Source organism: Enterococcus sp. AZ171, from assembly GCF_051714005.1.
In the GTDB taxonomy this organism is placed as follows: Bacteria; Bacillota; Bacilli; order Lactobacillales; family Enterococcaceae; genus Enterococcus_B; species Enterococcus_B pernyi.
On the sequence record NZ_JBIORA010000001.1, the window covers coordinates 2,482,715 to 2,502,453 of the forward strand.

Here is a 19,739-nt window from a genome sequence, read left to right on the forward strand (position 1 = left end):
GCTTAATCTCCTTCTGTGATCATCAATGGATGAAAATAGTGTTTTCGACATACGGGATAATAGGCTTCATTGCCACCAATTTGGACTTGATCTCCTTCGTACACCGGTGTTCCGTCTATATAATGTAAATTCATCATTGCTTTTTTATGGCAGAACCAACAGATCGTTTTCATTTCTTCGATTTTGTCTGCATAAAGCAATAAATATTTCGATCCTTCAAATAATTCATTTCTAAAATCATTTTTTAATCCGAACGCCATCACCGGAATATTGAGTTCATCAACGATTCTCGTGAATGCTAAGACATGTTCTTTTGTTAAGAACTGCGCTTCATCGATCAATACACAGAATGGTGGATGTTCCATCTGCTGGATGACTTCAAATACATCGGTCGTTTCAAAAATGGGAATTGCTTCACGTTTCAGCCCGATTCTGCTTGAAACTACGCCAACGCCATCTCTTGTATCGATTCCGCTGGTCATCAAAACAACCGGTTTGTTTTGTTCTTCATAATTATGTGCGACTTTTAAGATCTCGATTGTCTTGCCGCTGTTCATTGCGCCGTACTTAAAAAATAGTTGTGCCATGTCCTCATTCACCTTCCAGTTTGTTCCTATGGTATTATACTTGATTTTCAATCATTTTTACAGTGAGAATTTTCGAAGCGAGATTTCCCTAGTGTAAATGTTGGTATTTTCGTTATAAATCAATAAACTACCCGCACTTCTTTTGGTATAATCGAATGAAAAATAAAGGAGGGCACTTATGTCCGAAATATTCCACCAAATGGCGAACCATTATGATACCCCCGAACGAATACAATTAGCTGCTACGATTCGTTCAGCTGTTGAAAAAGAATTTTCTGCACAGACTCATGACCAGAAATTGATCGATTACGGTGGGGGAACTGGTCTTGTCACGTTACCCTTTGCCTCACGTTTTAAAGAAGTGATCATTATAGATTCAGCCGCAGGAATGCTAGCGATGGCTGATAAAAAAATCAAAGAGGCAAAACAAGCAAATGTACGAACACTTGAATTGGATGCTACAAAGGATTTGCCGGCAGAGAAAGCCGACATCATCTTACTATCTTTAGTCTTGTTACATATTCCAGAAACGAAAGGCATTTTAAAACAACTTTCGCAAATGCTTCATCCAAGCGGAAAACTTTATATCGTTGACTTCGATAAGAACGAAAAGATCCAGCATCCAAAAGTTTATAATGGTTTTGACCACGAGGAGCTAAGAGAACAATTGAAGCTTGCTGGATTTAAACCACTCTCAATTGAAACATTCCATCACGGAAAAAACTTGTTCATGAAACAAGATGCTTCTTTGTTTTTGGCTATAGCAATCAAAGAATAAGCATTTTCTATTTCTATAAAAAAACCTTTCATAAATACGCAAAGTGTCTGTGACATTAGTCCTCTTGTACCACCTAAAACCGAATAAACGGCGGGAACAGAAGTAATCTCTTCGGAAATAAGGCGCCATCCACAAAAATTTGAAGAATAATTTTCGTGGATGGCGCCTTATTTCTCGAGGCTGAACACTTCTGTCCCGACCTCTTTTGATTATTTTAATTGAGTTCGTATTTGTTTAGTTCTTCCACTGATCAATTAGTTTGAACTATCTGTCGAAGTACTTGTCGAAGCTTCAGTTGAAGCATCGGTTGAACTTTCGCTTGTGGATGGTTCCGTCATCAAGCCACTTAGTACGTTTTTGAAATCTTCATCTTTGATTTTTACATTTGCTTTTTTCAATTCATTACGCACAGCTTCTTGTTGGAATGTTGGATCTGCTATTTTTGTCTCTGTTGCTATTTTTTCTAATTCATCTTTATATTTCGACATATCATTGCCTTTTTCTTGTTGTTTGACCATTTTCACAAGATAATATTCCGTGGCGTTCGTAGAGGAATTAGTCGCTGTGATAACATCAGATACTTCCTCATTTTTAAGTTTGAACGCTGCTTGTTTGACTTCTGTTGGCACACTTGTAGATTGCGAGTCAAAGGTGATTTCTCCACCCTTTTCTTTTGTCGCTTCATCGGTCGATTTTTCTTTGGCGATTTTAGCAAAGTCGCCCCCTTCATCGAGTGACTTTTTGATTTCCTTGGCTTCATCTTCGCTACTTACTTTGATCAATTGTGCCTCTACTTCTGGATGGAAGTTTTCCCACGCTGTTTTAAGATCTTCATCCGTCAATTCGACATTCGCTCGTAAACCTGCTTTGTAAGCTAACCCTCTTTTTATTTCTTCTTTATAAGATTCAGTTGTATAGCCCGCTAATTTCAATTGCGAATCGAAAGAATCACCGAGTGCTTCTTTGCTAGCGTTGTATTCTTTATCTACATCTTCAGCCGTAATTTTGTCGCCATAATTTTCTTCAAAAATCTGGAAGATGATCAAATCTTGGACAGCGGTCTCCGCACCCTTGATTTTTTTCAAGTGGTCCACTAGTTCCTGCTCTGAGATGGTACCGCCTTTATACGTCACTGCAGCTTGATCTGACGGATTTGTTGAACATGCAGAAAACAAAACCAGTCCTGATGATACAGCTAATATTGAGATGAATTTTTTCATGCTGTCACTCCTATATATTTTAATAGTTATTTATATCTATGTGTCTTTCACTTTAGCCTTACTTTATGAACAAACTTTGAAAATAACGTGATTTTATAAAAAAATTATACTTGATCACTTGTTGTTTTAGTTTATATAACAAAAAAACCTCAACATTCCAAACGAATGTTGAGGTTTTTTCAGGGTATATCTTTACTGTTTAGAGTTATATCGCTATCGCATTACGTATCATCGATTAAATGATATTGATCTTATTCAACGGCCAATAGCGGAAAACGACTTTACCTTGGATCAAGTCTTCATCGACTAAACCAAACATGCGGCTGTCTTTTGAGATCAAACGATTGTCGCCCAGTACCAAGTATTGTCCTTCCGGAACAGTGAATTCAAAATCACTGGTGAACGTTTCAGCATTTTCAGCTTGCGATTGGAAGGCTGAATTATAAGAATATTCCTCTTGTAGTTTGTCTTCTGAAAATTCTTTTTTATACTCATCTAAGTAGGGTTCATCTTGCTTTTCCCCATTGATGTATAGTTGATCATCTTCCATTTTCACAGTATCGCCTGGCATCCCAATGATTCGTTTGACGATCATCCGTTCTTCATCCCCAGGTTCTTTTGTTGTAATGATATCCCAGCGGTCAAAATCTGAGATTTTAGATGAGATCAAACGTTGCCCATCATGTAACGAAGGGTCCATGGAATGACCACTCACTGTGACTGGTGTGAATACATAGACTCTTGCCAAAATGATGGCGGCTAAAACAACGATCAAGATTCCCCAATTTTTCAAAAAGTTTTTCACTTTATACCTCCTATTAACCAAACATTTTTATGTTATTTTTTATTTATTTGTTAGCTATTCTTTATTTTACATTTTTTATCAATTAAAAGAAAGAATAAGTGTCGGATCGTGTTGGGAATAATCCGTTTTTTTTTTGAAATGTTTTTTTGAACTTCATGTATCTTTCATATTAGAGCGAAATAAATACTTGATGGAGAAGATTTATCCTACACTTTTGATTTTTTTCTTCGTTGGCTTCGACTGTATGTCACTTCACCTTCTTGTTCCTTTGGTTGATTTTTCTTGATGATCAACTTCAAACGATAGGGTTCATGGTATCTAAGACCATCTTTGACAAAATCACCGCCTGCAAGGAATAAGCCTACGGGTTCAATATGATCTTCTGGCGAGTCGACCTTGATCGTTCCTACTTTTTCCATGCTGGAATAATTACGACCTATACTTAATTGATAAGTTTTGTCGGAGACTTTTTTCACATAATAGTAGGGATAAAGTGTATTTCGATCAATCAAGAAACCGTCCATTCGACCAAGTTCATTGACCTTGATTTCCCCTTTTTCAATCAAATAACGCATATTCTCTGCTAGTTTCAATTGGTAGTCTTCATCGAATAGAACATTGGCTTTTTCTGTATTGACTTTGTCGATATTTCCGTTGTTCCCGCGAACCGTTTCTCCTTCAATATTGAATGCTTCATCAGGTAGATATTTTACGATCACTTGGGTCACATCGGCTTTTGAATTTTTATCAAAAAAGTAATAAAACACATTTAGAACAGTGAAATATAAAAGAACTAAAAACCCTAATCCGTATAAAAAGAACTGCAAATAGTTTTGATTTTGCCATAATCCATAAACAATCCGTAAAAGGTAAACGGTCGGAATCACACTTAATATAGTATAGCCTCGGTTCAAATATTTAGGACTGATATCTAAATATCCTAAAAACTTGTGTATCCCATTGATGATATCTAATATAAATGTCATTCTTCATCACCTGCCTGTTGATTATACATCTGTGTTTCAGCGGATTGCTCTGTAGGTGCATTATTTTCATTTAGATTGCCTTCACTTGGCGTAGAAGTACTTGGCGTTGTATTAGGCGTCGTACTGCTTGGTGTAGTGGCACTTGGCGTCGTACTTGAACCGCTGTCGTCCCCTTGATTTTGACTAGTCGAATCGGTCGTATATCCTGTATTTCCTTCATCCACGGAACTTTCTGGTATTGAGTTTTGGTTGTATGTAGAATTGGTTGTGTCTTGTTCTACAGTCGTCGGTGTTGTTTCTACCGTGTCATTCGTTTGCCCTGTTCCTTCATTGGTAGAAGTCGTCGTAGTCTCTGTGGAACGACTTGGTGCACGATAGCTAGAACTATTAACAATGCCTGTTGTGGTAGCAACAATCGTCGAAATCGTCAATACAGCGATTGGCTTTAATATAGGTGCTACTTTTCGCATATTCTCTCATCCTTTTCCTTGTTGCCGCTTGAAGTCTTGATCCGTTTGGCAAAAATTGATTTTTCTCACACGTATTCTTTAGTTTTACCATAAATTTCTTATTTTTTTCTTATTTTTTCATGAAACTTTTGTGTAGATTACTCAAATGTTGTTTTAGTCGTAATCAGACAGTCTATGACTAGTTGATACACTTCATTTTATCATGGATCTCCCTCCAAGTTGTTTCGCAAAGTCATCTTTATTATAAGACACTTTTCCAATAACTAAAATCCTAGTAAATTTTAGTTTTATTATTTCTTTGTGTATTTATTTTATTGTCGGTATACTGGAAGAAACATCTAACAAGGAGGATCGAATTTGTGCAATTGAATCTTTTTTTCCGGAAATGGCGAAGGCGTAGTGCAAGATATGCTTCTAGTCACTTTTCTTCTATTCAAATTATTGTATTTTATTATATTTTAATGACTATGATTTCTTTGGGCTTGTTTTACATCCCATTTTTCCGAAATCCGGGTAGTCATGCTTCATTTATTGACATGCTTTTTATGGCTATCAGTACGATCAGTGTCACTGGTCTTTCGACATTTGACATCCACGCGATTTTTAATAACAATGGCATTATTTTACTCGAAGTGTTGTTTCAAGTGGGTGGTTTAGGGATCATGATGATCTCAACGGCATTTATTATCTTTTCTAAGCGACGGATCACCTTACGTCAAAGACAATTGATCATGACAGATATGAACCAACCACGTTTATCTGGTATCGTTCGTTTGATTCGGATCACTTTTGTCATATTGCTCTGGTTCCAATTGCTATTTGGTGCCTTGTTCTCCGTTTATTTTTATATTCGCGGCTATTTCGATCATTGGCACGAAGCCATTTTCCATGGATTTTATCAAGCTATTTCCGCGGTCACAAATTCGGGATTCGATATTACTGGTGAGTCGATCAAGCCATTTGAACATGACTATCCATTTTTATTTATGATCATGTTCCTGATTTTCATTGGTGGAATCGGTTTTCCAGTATTGATGGAGTTTCGAGAATGGCGCTTGTATCGAAAAACAAAAGCCAAGATTCCTTTTCGGTTCTCTTTGTTTACAAAACTCGCCGTCCTCGCTTTTGTCATTTTATTTGTAAGCGGGACTGTCTTGATTTTTTTACTTGAAAAAAATCACTTGTTCAAAGATCTCCATCCTAGTGTCCAGTGGATCAATTCAATGTTTTATTCCATGACAACTCGTAATGCGGGTTTACAGATCCATGATCTAGGAGATTTTCAAATCACCACCTTGATCGTCTTTTCCTTATTGATGTTCATTGGTTGTAGTCCCAGTTCTGTCGGCGGGGGTATCCGAACCACGACTGTGGCGATCATTGGCCTTTATCTTTATTCATTTTTGAAAAGTGAAGATAACATTAATATTTTTGGTCGTCGAATTGATGAAGATGATGTCCGAAAATCAGTAGTCGTTTTTATGCTCTCCTTAGGGATGTGCTTCTTCTGTATTCTTTTTTTATCTGCCACGGAGAAACAACCGCTGATCTCAATCATCGTGGAAGTGACTTCTGCTTTTGGGACAACGGGGTTATCGCTAGGAATTACCGGTGATCTATCAACAGTCGGTAAAATCACGATCGGTGCGTTGATGTTTATTGGACGTATCGGGATGTTGTATACATTAATGTTATTTGTGCCAAAAGAAACACGAGATTTAGGTTATGAATATCCTACTGAGAAAATCATTATCGGGTAAGCTAGTCTATCGTTACCATAAAAAAACGATATGTAAGAAGCAAGGAAGCGATCGTTTTTCGTTTTCTTGCTTCTTTCGTTTTTGTTTTGCGAACAGTATAAACTTTTGTAAAATAAGACAAAGCAATTTAACCTTTTTTTCAACATATGGTATGATTAGTTGAATTTATTTGTAATTATGACGTTTTGGAGGTTACATAATGGGAATACGCAGTCAATTTGCGATTGCAGTTGGTAAAACCGCACAATGGGGACTAAAAACCTTTTTTAAAGGAGGATCAAGTTTACCTGGTAAACTTGCTTTATCGATCGATCCTCATATTTTAGATACATTAGCAAAAGACTATCAAGTCGTCGTCGTAACTGGAACAAATGGAAAAACATTGACGACCGCTTTGACCGTCAATATCTTACGACAACAATTTGATGAAGTCTTGACGAACCCTACTGGCGCCAACATGGTCCAAGGAATCGTTTCGACTTTTTTACAAGCAAAAGCCGGAAAAGGCCAAAAGAAATTTGCGGTGTTAGAAATCGATGAAGCCAGTCTAAGTAGAGTGACTGAATACATCAAACCTGAACTATTTTTGTTTACAAACATTTTCCGTGACCAAATGGACCGTTACGGTGAAATCTACACCACGTATAAAATGATCGTTGACGGTGCCGCAAAATCGCCAGATGCTACGATCATCAGTAATGGCGATTCACCGATCTTCAATTCAGTTGAGACCGTCAACCCTAGAAGATATTATGGATTTGATCACGAAGAAGACCATGAACAGATGGCCCACTACAATACAGATGGCGTGTTGTGTCCGAAATGTCATCACATCTTGCACTACAAAATGATCACTTATGCAAACTTAGGTAAATACTATTGTCCAAATTGTGACTTTAAACGTCCAGAACTGGATTATCGTTTGACAGAAATGAAACGAATGGACAACAAATCAGCTGATTTCGTCATTGATGGCAATGAATATGGCATCGAAGTTGGTGGCATGTACAATGTCTATAATGCTTTAGCAGCTACTGCGGTGGCTGAATATTATGGTGTTGTTCCTGAAAAAATCAGACAAGGCTTAGGGTATGACGAAAAAGTATTTGGTCGTCAAGAAGTCATCGAAATCGATGGCAAGTCCTGTACCTTAGTCCTAGTCAAAAATCCTGTAGGGATCAACCAAGTCATCGACATGATGGGACATGCGCCGTATCCATTTTCACTAGTAGCCCTCTTGAATGCGAACTACGCAGATGGAATCGATGTGAGTTGGATCTGGGACGGAGAATTTGAACGCTTTGCAGATATGGAAATCCCTGCTGTGATTGCTGGTGGCGATCGCCACACAGATATGGCACTACGTTTGAAAGTAGCGGGTATCGCTGAAGATAAATTGACACAATCAAAAGAATTGACTGATGTCATTGAGAAAATCAAGCAACTACCGACGGATCATGTCTATATTTTAGCGACCTATACAGCTGTCTTACAATTACGAAAAGAATTAGCGAGTCAAGGCTTTATCAAAGGAGGCATGAATCGTGGCTAACTACGAATTACGCATTGCCCATCTCTATGGGAATCTGATGAATACTTATGGTGACAATGGCAATCTCTTGATGCTCCAATATATCGCCAAAAAAATGGGGGTCACTTCTCATACTGAGATCGTCAGCATCCATGAACCCTTTGAGGCAGATAAATATGACTTAGTTTTCTTTGGAGGTGGTCAAGATTTTGAACAAATGATCATTTCAAAAGACATTCAAGAAAAGAAAGAATCATTGACTAATTACATTGAAAATGATGGTGTCGTACTTGCGATTTGTGGCGGTTACCAACTACTTGGTCATTATTATATGGGCGCAAACGGTGAAAAAATCCAAGGAATCGGTGCGTTGGATCATTACACCTTAAGCCAAGAGAATAATCGCTTCATTGGTGACATCGTGATCCACAACGAAGAGTTCAACGAAACCTATTATGGATTTGAAAATCATAATGGTCGAACATTTCTTGGCGAAGGCGAACGCCCGCTGGGAAAAATCGTCAAAGGTCAAGGGAATAATGGGGAAGATCAATCAGAAGGTGTCATTTACCGCAACGTTTACGGCTCCTATTTCCATGGTCCGATCTTAGCACGTAATGAACATCTAGCGGAGCGTCTCGTTCGCTTAGCATTAGAGAAACGTTATGGAAAAGAGCTTGATCTACCAACAGTTGCCGCAGCTCCAATCAAGTAAACAGCGAAAAACCTCTAAAAATATCTAAGATATTTTTAGAGGTTTTTTTTTACAATCCACTTGTTTATTCCATTGATCGTATCAAGAATCAAGCTACTTGTTTCGCATAACGCATCACATTTTGCTTGATGTTACTGATTGTTGTCGGATCATGGATACCTGTGACTTCTTGGATCAACTGATCCATATTTTCTCGCACTTTCATCTCTTGCAGTTCACGACTTTGCTCATCTTCAGGATCATAGTAGTTGAAAATGATCCCCATCGTAGCTGTCAAATGTGGACAAGTCAAATTGTATTCTTGCAATTCACGAACCGGACGAGTAAAGCGTTCTTGATAGCCTAACTTCCGTAAAGGCGTTCGAGCTACCCGAGTGATGGCATCTGAGATATATTTATTTTGGAAACGTTGGATGATTTTCTCAATATAGGCTTCATGTTGTTTATTATCAAAGCCCCATTTTGCTTCCAGTAAACTTCCTGTTTCTTGTAGTACTGATTTTAGTTGGGCAACGACTAACGAATCTTGCATTGCCTCATCGATCGTTGCATATCCCAATAATGCACCGGTGTAAGCTACAGTCGCATGCCCTGTGTTCACACTAAATAGTTTTCGTTCAATATATGGTTCCAAATCTTTGACGTATAGTACGCCATTTAACGAAATCTCTTTATTTTTTCGTTGCGTATCATCAATGACCCATTCTTTAAAAGGTTCCACTTGCACAAACAAAGGATCTTCATGTTGTTGCATCGGCACGATGCGATCCACTGCTGCATTCGGAAATCCGATGGACTGATCTGCAAAGTGGGTATCTGACAGATATTTATAGACTTCCATTTTTAGATGCTCAGAGCCACCAATCATATTTTCACAAGCGATGATGTCTAGCGGTTGCTGATTGCCCTCTTGTTCTCTTTGCTCGATCCCTTTTGCAATCAGTTCAGCAATGAATGGTAAAATATTGGGACCGATCGCTGTGGTCACAAGATCTGCTTGTGCTATTTCTTTGATCACTTGTTCAGGCTGTTTTTGGTTGTTCAATCCGCGAACGCGTTCAACGACAAGTTGTTTTTTCGATTCGTCAGCTAGTTCGATCGTATACCGGCTTTTTTCATTTAATGAATCGATGATCTGTTCGTTGACATCAACAAAAGTGATGTCAAACCCATTCTCAGCTAAAACTTCTCCAATAAATCCTCTGCCGATATTTCCGGCACCAAAGTGTACTGCTCTCATTCGTCTTCTCTCCTTAGGCAATTGCTAGATTGTGTGTGACTTCTTCTTTACTCAGTGCATCTGCTAATTGGACAACATTGTCCATGTCGCTACAATAAAGAGCGATTTGTTGCACTAATTGCAGATGTTCTTCTCCTACGCCAGCGATACCAAACAAGACTGTCGCAATCTTTTCTTCTTGTTCAGTCCCGAAATTGACACCATCTGGCACTTGGATCACACAGATCCCTGATTTTTTTACGAATGCTTTGGCTTCATCTGTTCCATGAGGGATCGCGATAAAATTCCCCATATAAACGGATAACATCGCATCACGTTCCACCATTGCGTCAATGTAGGGTTCTTCGACACAACCGGCTTCCACTAATTTTCTTCCACAGTATCGGATGGCCTCTTCCTTTGTTGCAAAAGCCTTATTCAACTCGATCATATCAAATGCTAATTCAGACATTTTATTTCCTCCTTATGCTACTTTTTTCAAATAGTGAGCAATCGTTTCATATTTTTGTGGACTGACCATCGTCGCCACTGAAAAATGAAGTGAATGCGGTGCCACTGAACGTGCCTCCTCAGACAAGGATTCTCTTGAAACGATCAGTGTATTCGGTTGCTCCGTCAACTCATCAATATTGATTTTTTTCAGAGGAATCTCCAATTGGTTTTTCTTCAAAATATCTTTCAATAAGGACAATCCCATTGTCGCTGATCCTGCACGATCGTCATGAACAAGTAAAATCTCTTTGATATCTTTTAATTCAGATAAATCCAAATCATCTGTTGGAGTAGTAGAGAGTGGTTGGCTTGGCTGTGTTTCTTCCTTACTTCCTAATGCTTGGATGATTTCATCATACTTTGGTGAATTTAAGAAGTTTTCTACTGCAACAAAATGAGCATGTGGCGCTTTTTGTTTTGCTCGTTCCTGCAACTCAACTTGAGTCACGATCAATACGTCTGCTTCATCAGATAATTGACTAACGGCTTGATTCGTCACGAGTTGAGGTAAGTGATGCTCTTGGACTTTTTTTCTTAACAAGGAAGCACCCATCGCACTTGACCCCATTCCAGCATCACAGGCAAAAATGATTTTTTTGATCGCTGATAAAGCTGGTTGTCCCTGACTAGTAGTTCCAGTTCCTTTCGCTTGTTGTTTCGCTTGACGAGTCGCTTCCACTGATTTTTCAAAATCTTCACTTGTTTCTTTCGCATCAGCTTTTAGAATGACTGCAGAGATCCCAAAAGAAACGGCTGTTGCAGCGACGATCCCTAAAATAACTGGTAAGTAAGCACTCAATGGTGCCATTGCTAAAATGGCAATGATCGAACCCGGTGAAGCTGGCGCACGTAAGCCTGCATCCATTAATTGGAAAACGAAACTACCTGTCATCCCACCAAAAATCACTGATAAGAATAATAACGGTTTCATCATTACGTATGGGAAATAGATTTCATGGATTCCACCTAAGAAATGGATGATCATTGCACCCGGTGCAGATGATTTTGCCGCGCCTTTGCCAAATAGTGTGAAAGCTAACAATACACCTAGACCTGGTCCAGGATTAGCTTCCAACAAGAACAGGATCGATTGACCGGCTGTAGCCACTTGTTCTGTTCCTAAAGGAGTCAAAATGCCATGGTTGATCGCATTATTCAAAAACAAGATTTTCGCTGGTTCGATAAAAATACTCGTCAATGGAATCAAATTTGCATTTAAAATTGCTTCAACACCTGTTGCCATCGCTTGCGTCAGTGTATCCACCACTGGACCAATTGCAGAAAAGCCGATCAATGCTAACGCAAAACCGATTAATCCTGCAGAAAAATTGTTGACCAACATCTCAAACCCTGATTTGATATGTTTTTGAAACACTTGATCGAATTTCTTGATGGCAAAGCCACCTAATGGACCCATGATCATGGCACCTAACATCATCGGAATATCTGTCCCAACGATCACACCCATCGTCGCAATTGCTCCGACGACTGAACCACGATCACCACCGATGACTTTCCCTCCGGTGTAGCCGATCAATAAAGGAATTAAATACGTCAACATTGGGCCGACCATCGTAGCAAACGCTTCGTTTGGTAAATAGCCATCTGGAATAAATAATGCTGTCAAAACACCCCAAGCAATCAACGCACCGATATTCGGCATCACCATACTAGATAAGGTACTTCCTAACTTTTGTACTTTTGCTTTGAATGAAATTTTATTTTTTGGTATCGTCTCTTCCACTTCAATCGCTCCTTTATCTCTTTCTTTAACCAAATTGTATCCGCTTACCATTTAGATAAATAGTCGGATTTTGTCACAATCATTTGTGCCAAAACATGGAGTGATCCAAATGAGTGATTTGATGAAAGGCTTCTGGTACTAATTAGAGACGCTGATACAATTATTTTCTTCATTTAAGGGAGCATTTTATCTGTAGATACCTACGAAAAGGCACATCCTCGTGATCTTTTGGACTCTTTTTTACAAAGTAAGGTTTTTATTCCATTGACTCTCCTAATCGAGCCAACCGTTCTTCCCAAAGCATTAGATTTTCAGACATATCGGCTGACGCCTCATAGAACGTAATGAAATCTAAAATAATCGTTCCTTGCTCTATGTATGCCGCCATCACCGCTTTTAATTCTTCCGTTTGGATTTGTTCAAATGCTTCTTTCGCTTTGTTCATTTCTTTTTCTTTCAACCAATCAAGACTTTTTTCAAAATAAAACTGATCCAGTGCTAACGTGATCTCCTGATGTTTCAAGTGGCGATTCAACACAACGGCTTCTTGTACTTGTTCCAGCTCCAAATAAGCAATCGCTAACTTGGTTTGGCGCTTTTCCGTCAATTGTTCCACGTGGGTCGCAATCACTTTTTTCCAATCGTTTTGATAAAAAGCCAGATCAAAGGTGGCATTTCCTGTTGGCTTTTGCTCATTCAACTTCTCTACCCAAGAAAATTCCTGTTCTTCCACTAAGTGATCGATCAATTGCTGATACTGAGTGGGATATTCTTCCGCAGCTTCTTCATATGCGCCTGCTTCTACTAATGACTGCCATGAACTTTTCTGATTTTCTTCGGTTGTCGCTTGCTCATTATTCGTTCTTTGTTCAACAAACAAACCGACACCTTGAATCACAACAAAAACGATTACTCCACTAAGAAGTAATCGCTTGATGATTTTTTTCCAATTGATTTGTAACAACTGATTTTTTTTCAGTGTGTTGCTTGAATGAGAGAACTGACTCTTCTCTTTTGTATTGGCTATTTCTTGCTCCCAGTGTTGACTTAAGATCTCTTCAATCTCCTCTGTCAAAGGAAATTGAAGCACTTTTTCTATCATCATTTCTCCCTTACGATCATAAATACGTATGCGACATTGTCCTTGTGTGTTTGCCAGCAAGACTCGTCGATTTTCAGTTTCTAAATCTTCCAAAGCCTGAAACAAATCCAACTGAGTCTCTTCTACTTGTAAGTGATGGATCTGATCGATGATTACAGTTTCTTTCGCCATACGTTGTCACTCCCCTCATTCATTTTTGTTGCGTCCATTTGTAAGGTCTTCCTTACTCAATCATTGTATTTCCATAAAAGAAGACAGCTGTTCGAGATCATCCAAGACATAGCGATGATTTTTAGTGTCATAGAGATAAGTCAGTTTGACACCCTCACGATGGCGAATATCTTTTTTTACAACTCCGCCTTCTTCATTCAATAAAGACGTCGTAAAATCAACCAAACAGAGGACTTCAACCATTTCCTCGTTCGTTTGTTTAAAATAATGCTCGCTTTTGAGCCAGCGACTGAAGCCAAAACGCTGTGGACTATGCGTTTTTTTACCTTGTTCTGTTTTTACTTTATCTTTCATCTTGTTAGAAAGAGCATCAACATATGCAGAGTAATTGTCGCCGACTGTTTCAAACGTATAATAAGCTTGTAAAAATTCTCTGACTTGTGCTTCCGAAAGTTGTCTGGATTTTTTTTCAGAGGCTTGTCTTTTTTCTTGTGAACGAAAGACAAGTGACCTACCAACACTAAAAGTCATGCTACCAAACAGAAAGAAAGCTAGAATGAGACAAAGGAAGCGGGATTTTGCATTCATTTTTTTTCTCCCAACAATCGATAGAAATAAACAGGCGCCAGCTGGAAATCACCTGCATAGCCTTCAAATGGAGTGATGACGATATCGCCTTCTTGACCATACCCTCGTGCAGTAGCAGGTGTGCAATGAAGGATCGTTTTACCACCATCATCTAAAAATAGCCCTGTATGGCCGTAACTACCTAAAGAGTGTCCTTTCTTCCCCCACACAAACAAGTCACCGGCTCTGACATCTTCTCGACTGATTGGCATCAGGAAAGTCCCTTCCAAAGAATACAATGTCTCAGTGCTACCTAGTGGCACAGGCAAGCCAACACTTCTCATCGCCCACAGAACAAAAGAAGAGCAATCATGATAAGGAAAGGTGCCTCGTTCAAAGCCTTGTGAGTACTGAACGTTTTGACGATACAATGTTCTGGCTTGTGTCAACACCTCTTGACCCACTGTGTGATTCGATTGCCAGAGTAAGCTCATCTCTTTACTGCCACCTAGTTGTACAAATAATTCTTTGATCGTCGGTACCCAGTATTGGTTTAATCCCAGGGGATCATTACTTGCACCTACAGGACAATACACACTTCCGAGTTGCTCGACTGTCAGCAGTCTTTGGTTCACGATCAATTTTAGTGTTCGAGCGGTGGCGGCAATCCCTTCTTCAAGTGTGGCGTAGGAAAGCAACTCATTTTCTCGCATCAAGCCACCTGGATTGTTCTTTTCTCGAATTCCTTCGCTCGTCCCCCAAGCAGTTTCGTGGATCATGATGGCTGCTAGAACAATGGGGGAGATATTATTCTTTTTAGCTTCTTGGATAATCGTTTCTGCATGGTCACTAAATGCGTGACAATGCAGTAAAATCACTTCTCGAAATTTCTGTCCATTAAATGTAACGTCCGTTTCAATGGGATCAAGCTGTGTCTCATTGTTATCGACTACATTGGGGAGATAAAAAGCTGGATTGACGATTTCACCTTTTTTCTGGTAAGACAGATGCAGTTCCTCTTGTTTTACTCTCCCGATCTCTGTCCCCACCGATACCATCTGTCCTTCAGTAGCTGTTAGATCTACATCATGATAAGTAATGGTTTGATCGTTCATTGTGATGGTTACGTTCTCTCGGTCTCTTGTAATTTCTCCAGCGATCACAGCGACTATGCTTTCTTTCGGTTCTGTCTGGATGAGCAGTCCTTCAAGTAAGCTTTTTTCTTGATTTGTTACGTAATAACCAAAGCGTTGTTTTATGCGTAAAGAGTCTGTTTCTTTCAATGGATTGCTTAATTCAGTCAAACTTGCATAAAGACCAATTTCTGCTAACAGCTGTCTGCGTTCTTTCCACTCCGGCGTCCAAGTGATCACTTGCGACAATGATCGTGATGTTAATTTGATTTGACCTTCGTTACTGTCTACTTGCCACATCTGTTCATGCAATCCTTGGATCGTTTCTTTGAGAACATCTGGATTTCCTAATTGGTCTTCACCATAAGCCATGTCTAAATAAATCAGCACCTCTTCAATATCAGACCTGATCACGACTTCATTTGCAGCCACTACTCGTTCATTTACTAGAATCAAACTCTTAGTTGAGTTTAATTCTAGTGTCAATTCCACATCCAATTCGGTTAAATATTTCCATACCTTCGTCAATTCAAGCTCATTGATTTTGATCGTGGCAGACGAAACGAAGCCGATCATACTGAAAAAGAGAAAAAATATGAGAATGCTAACACCAACAAGTAGGTAAAGGCTGACTTTGCTACTGATCGAAGTTTTATTTCCAAGTAAAGAGAAATCAACTATTTTTGTCTGATATGCAAGCATGACTCTGCGAGGATCTTTCGTTTTCCTACGCAGAAAATGTCTGTTACTCCTTCGTTTATTTCGTGATTTCACGGTCTCTTCAATGCCTACATCGTTTTTTTTCATGGCGATACATCCTGTCGTAATCTGTGGCGTTCGACAGGATCAGTGGTGATCAACTCATAAAGTTTTGTTGTTGGATCAACAGTGTTGGAAAAAGGGACAATGGCATTGCCTGCCCGTATCAATCCTGCGCCTTTGATTGGATTGAGTAATTGTCTTTGTTGCTGATACGAAAGATTGAATAAGGAAGACAGCTCATCTAAATCACTTTTCGCTTGTTTCAACATAATGATAAATTCCGTATTACTTAACATTCGGCGTGCTTTATCTGATAATAATAAGGTTTCGACATTTTGGGTAATACCAGTGGCAATCGCACCCCATTTACGGATTCGGCTCCATAGTTCAAAAAAATAATTTTCACAGTAAGGATCATTTAACAGGAGTTGCATTTCATCAATATAGATCCAAGTAGTGATGCCTCTGTCTCGATTGCGAACGACCCGATTCCACACTTGTTCCAAAACAACCATCATCCCAAAAGTTTTCAATTGATTCCCTAGTTGTTTCGTATTGTAAATCACAAAACGTTTATTTAAAGAAACATTAGTTGGTTTAGAAAACATCGAAAGTGAACCATCGATATATAACTCTAAGTCTAACGCCAATGTCTGCGCCTCTTTTTCCGGTTGTTCTTTTAAAAGCGGAAACCAATCTTCCGCCAATGTCGGCGCTGATTTTTCTGAGATTTTTTGAAAATTGAAATACGTCAATCGCGTGACACGATCAATGATCGATCGTTGTGCCGAATTTAACCCAGTTGGCCCACCGATCAAGGCTTCACAAGCAGTTAACAGAAAGTCAGATTTCAATTTTACTGGATCTGCCTCTCCTCTCAAGTCTTCTGAAATATCTAGTAAGTTGATGAAGGTATTGGTATTAGGGGCGATATTGATGATTTGAGCATCAAAATCATTGCCGATGATCGTATCTTCATCTTCCGGATCAATCGAAATGACTTCATCTTCGGGATTTTTAAGTAACGTCGTGATTTCTTCATATTTTTTGGCTACACCTTTGCCTGAACCAGAGCTACCTAAAATCATGCCACTCGGCGTGTTTAGTTGCTTACGATCGATCCTTACACTATTTTTGGTCATTTCATTTTTCCCGTAATATTTGCCATCTATATGATTAAGATCTTGCGCTGAAAATGGAATAAAAATCGCTGTACTTTCTGTCGTCAACGTCCGTTGTTGTTCGATCCAATTTTTTCCTAAAGGTAAGACCGAATTGAATCCTTCATCTTGTAGATAGTCTAATGCATTGAAATGACAACGATTTTTACGCCCAACATGTTGGACTTGTTCCGCAATATCAGCAAGTTTTTCTTTGGTCTGAGATCGGAAATAAACGAGGAAGGTAACAAAATATAATTTTTGACCGGTTTTGACTAGATCGTCTAATAAAGCTTCGGCTTCTTTGATACTATTGGTCAATTCATACGGAATATTTGAATAAGGATCATAGCCTTTTTGTGTCGCTTTTCTTTCAGCAGTTGTTTTGTCCCCTTCCATATAAGCTTTTTTAATTTGAACCAACTGATTTGCTTTTTCAGAATCCACTGGTTCAATGTGGATCGATAAACACAACTCTTCGCCAATATCCATTAATTCTAAGATCAATCTATCTGAAAGTTTGGTGGGGTAATCTTTCAAATATAGGACTTGGGCATACTCTGAGCCAATTTCGATATAGTCTTTTGCTTTAAAGCTGAAACTTGCAGGGGTAACAACTGCTTTTGTCGACAAACGGCTATAAACTAAATCTTTATAATTGAACTGGAACCATTCATTAGGTTTGATCAATTCATGGAGCAGTTGCAACCGTTCTTTGCCAGAAAGTGTTTGACTACTTGATTCGATTTCCGAAAGACTATGACTAAGTTGTTGTTCGATACGTGTCAAGGAATGCTTGGCTTGGTCATAATCAGTAGACTGCGTGCTGAAGGTCAATAGATTTTGTTTGCTAAAATTCGTTCCTCCTTCTGTCATGGTTCGCCGCAGCATTTCATTCAATTCTCGACGGTAGATGTCCTGACTCTCCCCTGTTTCTTTATAGAACAATTGCTTTTCCAGTTCCTTTTGTTCCATTCGCTTTTTTTCAAGGTAATCGTTAGATGCGTTCGTTCATCACAACTATCTAGTAAGGTACAATACCCTTGAAAAATAGCTTGTTGGTCTTCTACAGGTGCAATTTGGTAATTGACATCTGAAAACTGGATACTTTTTGAATAATATCCGGAAGCAAGTTCACAAATTCCACTTTCGTACATTTTTTCATAACGAATCTTCCTTTGTGCATGTTTGGCTGGTGCTGATTTTCGTTCTTTTTTTCCTCTTTTTTTCTTTTGCTTGTGTAATAGTTTGGTTAAGGAAGACTTTTTAATTCCCTTGTTCACTTCGATATTTCTCTGTTTTACTGTTTTTCCTCGTTGAAATCCCTTCATGATCTTCCTCCAAACGAGCATTTTGATATGGATAGTGCTTTGTTGCGATAAGATGGCGCCAACGGATAAGGAGATATTTTTCTAAAGGTAACTGATTTTTTTTGATCCAACCCACCGATAAAATCGGACTAGTAAAAAACATCAATACAATTCCTAGATCATCAATTGAATAGCCCCAAATAAAATGATTAAGTAGGCCGACCGGTAAAATCACGATTAAAGCCAATGCAATAACGATAACCTGTCTTAAAGAGAAGCCAAAAAAGATCTTCTCTTGATACTCTTTGATTTCTTTTCTGATCACGACTTCAATCGCCATTTTTCACACTCCTTTTCCCACTCAGGCCGCAACGATAATCGCTTTCGACCATTTCATGGTGTAAAACAAACACATGGAAAGCGCCAAGCAATTACCGACGATCGCACTGATCACTGCAATCATCCCCTGCGTCTCATCAAATGAAAAAATAGTACTCACTAGTAGTGGATAGATATTCAACACGATAAAAAGCAATACACCTTGTAAAGATGCCGCACCAAATAGTTTTAAAAAATTCTTTCCGACATGCCCGATTTCTGTATTCACTAAAGCGACAATCGGTAAAGGTGAGATACTCAAATAAAGATACATTTCCAAAAAGCGTAAAAAGATCAGCACTTGAGCAAGGACGCTAACAATGATCGATAGAATCAAGGGAACGAGTAAGATCATCAACAACACCATTTTTTCAAAAAAACCTAGCTGATCGATCTGCTCCATCACGTTGAAGATATCCATTGTCTGATCCGTCACACCTCGAATCTCCAATTGATTGATTCCTTGACTAACAAAAATACCTACATCCATAATGGCATTGAGGAAAACCATCAAGTGGCGTAAAAGCAGTACGGTCAATCCGATTTTGATAAACAATGGCAAAAAAAGATCCAGTCCACCAAACTCTGACTGCTTGCCATATAGTCGATGTGCGAGTTGTTGAAATTCGATCAACAATAGAAAACCTAATAGGGAATAAGCAATAGGTTTGACGACACTTTCCATGATCGTCACACTGTAACGATAGATTTCCGGCAGATAATGTTCGAGGTTTTGTAAAAGACTATTTTTATGATTCGTCGATAAACTTAATTGTTCTGCAATCGTTTGTAGCAAAAATTCGATCGCACCGTCCATTCTTTTTCGCT

At 38.9% G+C, this 19,739-nt stretch carries 19 protein-coding genes; 4 read left to right on the forward strand and 15 right to left on the reverse strand.

From position 1 onward, the window contains the following. Positions 1–2 precede the first annotated feature (2 nt). Positions 3–587, reverse strand: coding sequence for a thymidine kinase (locus IGJ49_RS12000; RefSeq protein ID WP_010736627.1), 585 nt, complete (start codon positions 585–587; stop codon positions 3–5). Positions 588–765: 178 nt separating this feature from the next. Here IGJ49_RS12000 and IGJ49_RS12005 point away from each other — a divergent pair, with 178 nt between their 5' ends. After that, positions 766–1,365 (forward strand): class I SAM-dependent methyltransferase, encoded by a 600-nt coding sequence (locus IGJ49_RS12005; RefSeq protein ID WP_438723631.1) that lies wholly within the window; start codon positions 766–768, stop codon positions 1,363–1,365. Positions 1,366–1,619: 254 nt separating this feature from the next. On the opposite strand, the gene IGJ49_RS12010 is transcribed toward IGJ49_RS12005, so the two are convergent. From IGJ49_RS12010 to IGJ49_RS12025, 4 genes are all read right to left on the reverse strand, one after another. Then, the gene (locus IGJ49_RS12010; protein ID WP_010736629.1) at positions 1,620–2,585 is read right to left on the reverse strand and encodes a peptidylprolyl isomerase; all 966 of its coding nucleotides are present in this window, start codon (positions 2,583–2,585) and stop codon (positions 1,620–1,622) included. A 235-nt stretch (positions 2,586–2,820) separates the two neighbouring features. Then, positions 2,821–3,390, reverse strand: coding sequence for a signal peptidase I (gene lepB, locus IGJ49_RS12015; RefSeq protein WP_010736630.1), 570 nt, complete (start codon positions 3,388–3,390; stop codon positions 2,821–2,823). 206 nt (positions 3,391–3,596) lie between these two features. Next, the gene (locus IGJ49_RS12020) at positions 3,597–4,376 is read right to left on the reverse strand and encodes a DUF6681 family protein (RefSeq protein ID WP_010736631.1); all 780 of its coding nucleotides are present in this window, start codon (positions 4,374–4,376) and stop codon (positions 3,597–3,599) included. Next, on the reverse strand, positions 4,373–4,846 hold the full coding sequence (locus IGJ49_RS12025; protein ID WP_023520277.1) for a hypothetical protein: 474 nt from the start codon (positions 4,844–4,846) through the stop codon (positions 4,373–4,375). Before IGJ49_RS12025 ends, IGJ49_RS12020 begins: the two co-directional genes overlap by 4 nt. Positions 4,847–5,205: 359 nt before the next feature. Here IGJ49_RS12025 and IGJ49_RS12030 point away from each other — a divergent pair, with 359 nt between their 5' ends. The 3 genes from IGJ49_RS12030 (at position 5,206) to IGJ49_RS12040 (ending at position 8,852) form a co-directional block, all read left to right on the forward strand. Next, positions 5,206–6,606: a TrkH family potassium uptake protein gene (locus IGJ49_RS12030; RefSeq protein ID WP_010736633.1), complete on the forward strand. Its 1,401-nt coding sequence runs from the start codon at positions 5,206–5,208 to the stop codon at positions 6,604–6,606. 199 nt (positions 6,607–6,805) lie between these two features. Then, complete coding sequence (locus tag IGJ49_RS12035) at positions 6,806–8,158, forward strand: Mur ligase family protein (protein WP_019723471.1); 1,353 nt, start codon at positions 6,806–6,808, stop codon at positions 8,156–8,158. Next, positions 8,151–8,852 carry a type 1 glutamine amidotransferase gene (locus tag IGJ49_RS12040; RefSeq protein WP_010736635.1) on the forward strand — a complete coding sequence of 234 codons (702 nt, stop codon included), beginning with the start codon at positions 8,151–8,153 and terminating at the stop codon, positions 8,850–8,852. Before IGJ49_RS12035 ends, IGJ49_RS12040 begins: the two co-directional genes overlap by 8 nt. 88 nt (positions 8,853–8,940) lie before the next feature. Here IGJ49_RS12040 and IGJ49_RS12045 read toward each other — a convergent pair whose 3' ends face one another. From IGJ49_RS12045 to IGJ49_RS12090, 10 genes are all read right to left on the reverse strand, one after another. Continuing rightward, a complete protein-coding gene (locus IGJ49_RS12045) occupies positions 8,941–10,092 on the reverse strand; it encodes a mannitol-1-phosphate 5-dehydrogenase (protein ID WP_023520280.1) in 1,152 nt (383 codons plus the stop codon). Positions 10,093–10,105: 13 nt separating this feature from the next. Beyond that, positions 10,106–10,543: a PTS sugar transporter subunit IIA gene (locus tag IGJ49_RS12050; RefSeq protein WP_019723779.1), complete on the reverse strand. Its 438-nt coding sequence runs from the start codon at positions 10,541–10,543 to the stop codon at positions 10,106–10,108. 12 nt (positions 10,544–10,555) lie between these two features. Further along, complete coding sequence (locus IGJ49_RS12055) at positions 10,556–12,328, reverse strand: PTS mannitol-specific transporter subunit IIBC (RefSeq protein ID WP_023520281.1); 1,773 nt, start codon at positions 12,326–12,328, stop codon at positions 10,556–10,558. A gap of 256 nt (positions 12,329–12,584) precedes the next feature. Further along, entirely contained in the window at positions 12,585–13,601 is a 1,017-nt protein-coding gene (locus IGJ49_RS12060) for a hypothetical protein (RefSeq protein WP_137072815.1), read from the reverse strand. 60 nt (positions 13,602–13,661) lie between these two features. After that, positions 13,662–14,189, reverse strand: a complete 528-nt coding sequence (locus IGJ49_RS12065; protein WP_010736640.1) for a hypothetical protein — start codon at positions 14,187–14,189, stop codon at positions 13,662–13,664. Continuing rightward, the gene (locus IGJ49_RS12070; RefSeq protein WP_438723638.1) at positions 14,186–16,108 is read right to left on the reverse strand and encodes a peptidoglycan amidohydrolase family protein; all 1,923 of its coding nucleotides are present in this window, start codon (positions 16,106–16,108) and stop codon (positions 14,186–14,188) included. The genes IGJ49_RS12065 and IGJ49_RS12070 overlap by 4 nt, the downstream gene beginning before the upstream one ends. Beyond that, complete coding sequence (locus tag IGJ49_RS12075) at positions 16,105–18,198, reverse strand: VirB4-like conjugal transfer ATPase, CD1110 family (RefSeq protein WP_438723641.1); 2,094 nt, start codon at positions 18,196–18,198, stop codon at positions 16,105–16,107. Before IGJ49_RS12075 ends, IGJ49_RS12070 begins: the two co-directional genes overlap by 4 nt. Continuing rightward, on the reverse strand, positions 18,120–18,554 hold the full coding sequence (locus IGJ49_RS12080; RefSeq protein ID WP_438723643.1) for a hypothetical protein: 435 nt from the start codon (positions 18,552–18,554) through the stop codon (positions 18,120–18,122). The genes IGJ49_RS12075 and IGJ49_RS12080 overlap by 79 nt, the downstream gene beginning before the upstream one ends. Beyond that, complete coding sequence (locus IGJ49_RS12085; RefSeq protein ID WP_023520286.1) at positions 18,490–18,873, reverse strand: PrgI family protein; 384 nt, start codon at positions 18,871–18,873, stop codon at positions 18,490–18,492. Before IGJ49_RS12085 ends, IGJ49_RS12080 begins: the two co-directional genes overlap by 65 nt. Before the next feature lie 21 nt (positions 18,874–18,894). Next, a complete protein-coding gene (locus tag IGJ49_RS12090) occupies positions 18,895–19,728 on the reverse strand; it encodes a hypothetical protein (protein WP_010736644.1) in 834 nt (277 codons plus the stop codon). Positions 19,729–19,739 lie beyond the last annotated feature (11 nt).

What these genes read in the sequence shown, in the direction of transcription:
- IGJ49_RS12000 (WP_010736627.1), bottom strand. Translation starts at nt 587, where the DNA reads ATGGCACAACTATTTTTTAAGTACGGCGCAATGAACAGCGGCAAGACA.
- IGJ49_RS12005 (WP_438723631.1), top strand. Translation starts at nt 766, where the DNA reads ATGTCCGAAATATTCCACCAAATGGCGAACCATTATGATACCCCCGAA.
- IGJ49_RS12010 (WP_010736629.1), bottom strand. Translation starts at nt 2,585, where the DNA reads ATGAAAAAATTCATCTCAATATTAGCTGTATCATCAGGACTGGTTTTG.
- IGJ49_RS12020 (WP_010736631.1), bottom strand. Translation starts at nt 4,376, where the DNA reads ATGACATTTATATTAGATATCATCAATGGGATACACAAGTTTTTAGGA.
- IGJ49_RS12025 (WP_023520277.1), bottom strand. Translation starts at nt 4,846, where the DNA reads ATGCGAAAAGTAGCACCTATATTAAAGCCAATCGCTGTATTGACGATT.
- IGJ49_RS12035 (WP_019723471.1), top strand. Translation starts at nt 6,806, where the DNA reads ATGGGAATACGCAGTCAATTTGCGATTGCAGTTGGTAAAACCGCACAA.
- IGJ49_RS12045 (WP_023520280.1), bottom strand. Translation starts at nt 10,092, where the DNA reads ATGAGAGCAGTACACTTTGGTGCCGGAAATATCGGCAGAGGATTTATT.
- IGJ49_RS12050 (WP_019723779.1), bottom strand. Translation starts at nt 10,543, where the DNA reads ATGTCTGAATTAGCATTTGATATGATCGAGTTGAATAAGGCTTTTGCA.
- IGJ49_RS12060 (WP_137072815.1), bottom strand. Translation starts at nt 13,601, where the DNA reads ATGGCGAAAGAAACTGTAATCATCGATCAGATCCATCACTTACAAGTA.
- IGJ49_RS12065 (WP_010736640.1), bottom strand. Translation starts at nt 14,189, where the DNA reads ATGAATGCAAAATCCCGCTTCCTTTGTCTCATTCTAGCTTTCTTTCTG.
- IGJ49_RS12070 (WP_438723638.1), bottom strand. Translation starts at nt 16,108, where the DNA reads ATGAAAAAAAACGATGTAGGCATTGAAGAGACCGTGAAATCACGAAAT.
- IGJ49_RS12075 (WP_438723641.1), bottom strand. Translation starts at nt 18,198, where the DNA reads ATGGAACAAAAGGAACTGGAAAAGCAATTGTTCTATAAAGAAACAGGG.
- IGJ49_RS12080 (WP_438723643.1), bottom strand. Translation starts at nt 18,554, where the DNA reads ATGAAGGGATTTCAACGAGGAAAAACAGTAAAACAGAGAAATATCGAA.
- IGJ49_RS12085 (WP_023520286.1), bottom strand. Translation starts at nt 18,873, where the DNA reads ATGGCGATTGAAGTCGTGATCAGAAAAGAAATCAAAGAGTATCAAGAG.
- IGJ49_RS12090 (WP_010736644.1), bottom strand. Translation starts at nt 19,728, where the DNA reads ATGGACGGTGCGATCGAATTTTTGCTACAAACGATTGCAGAACAATTA.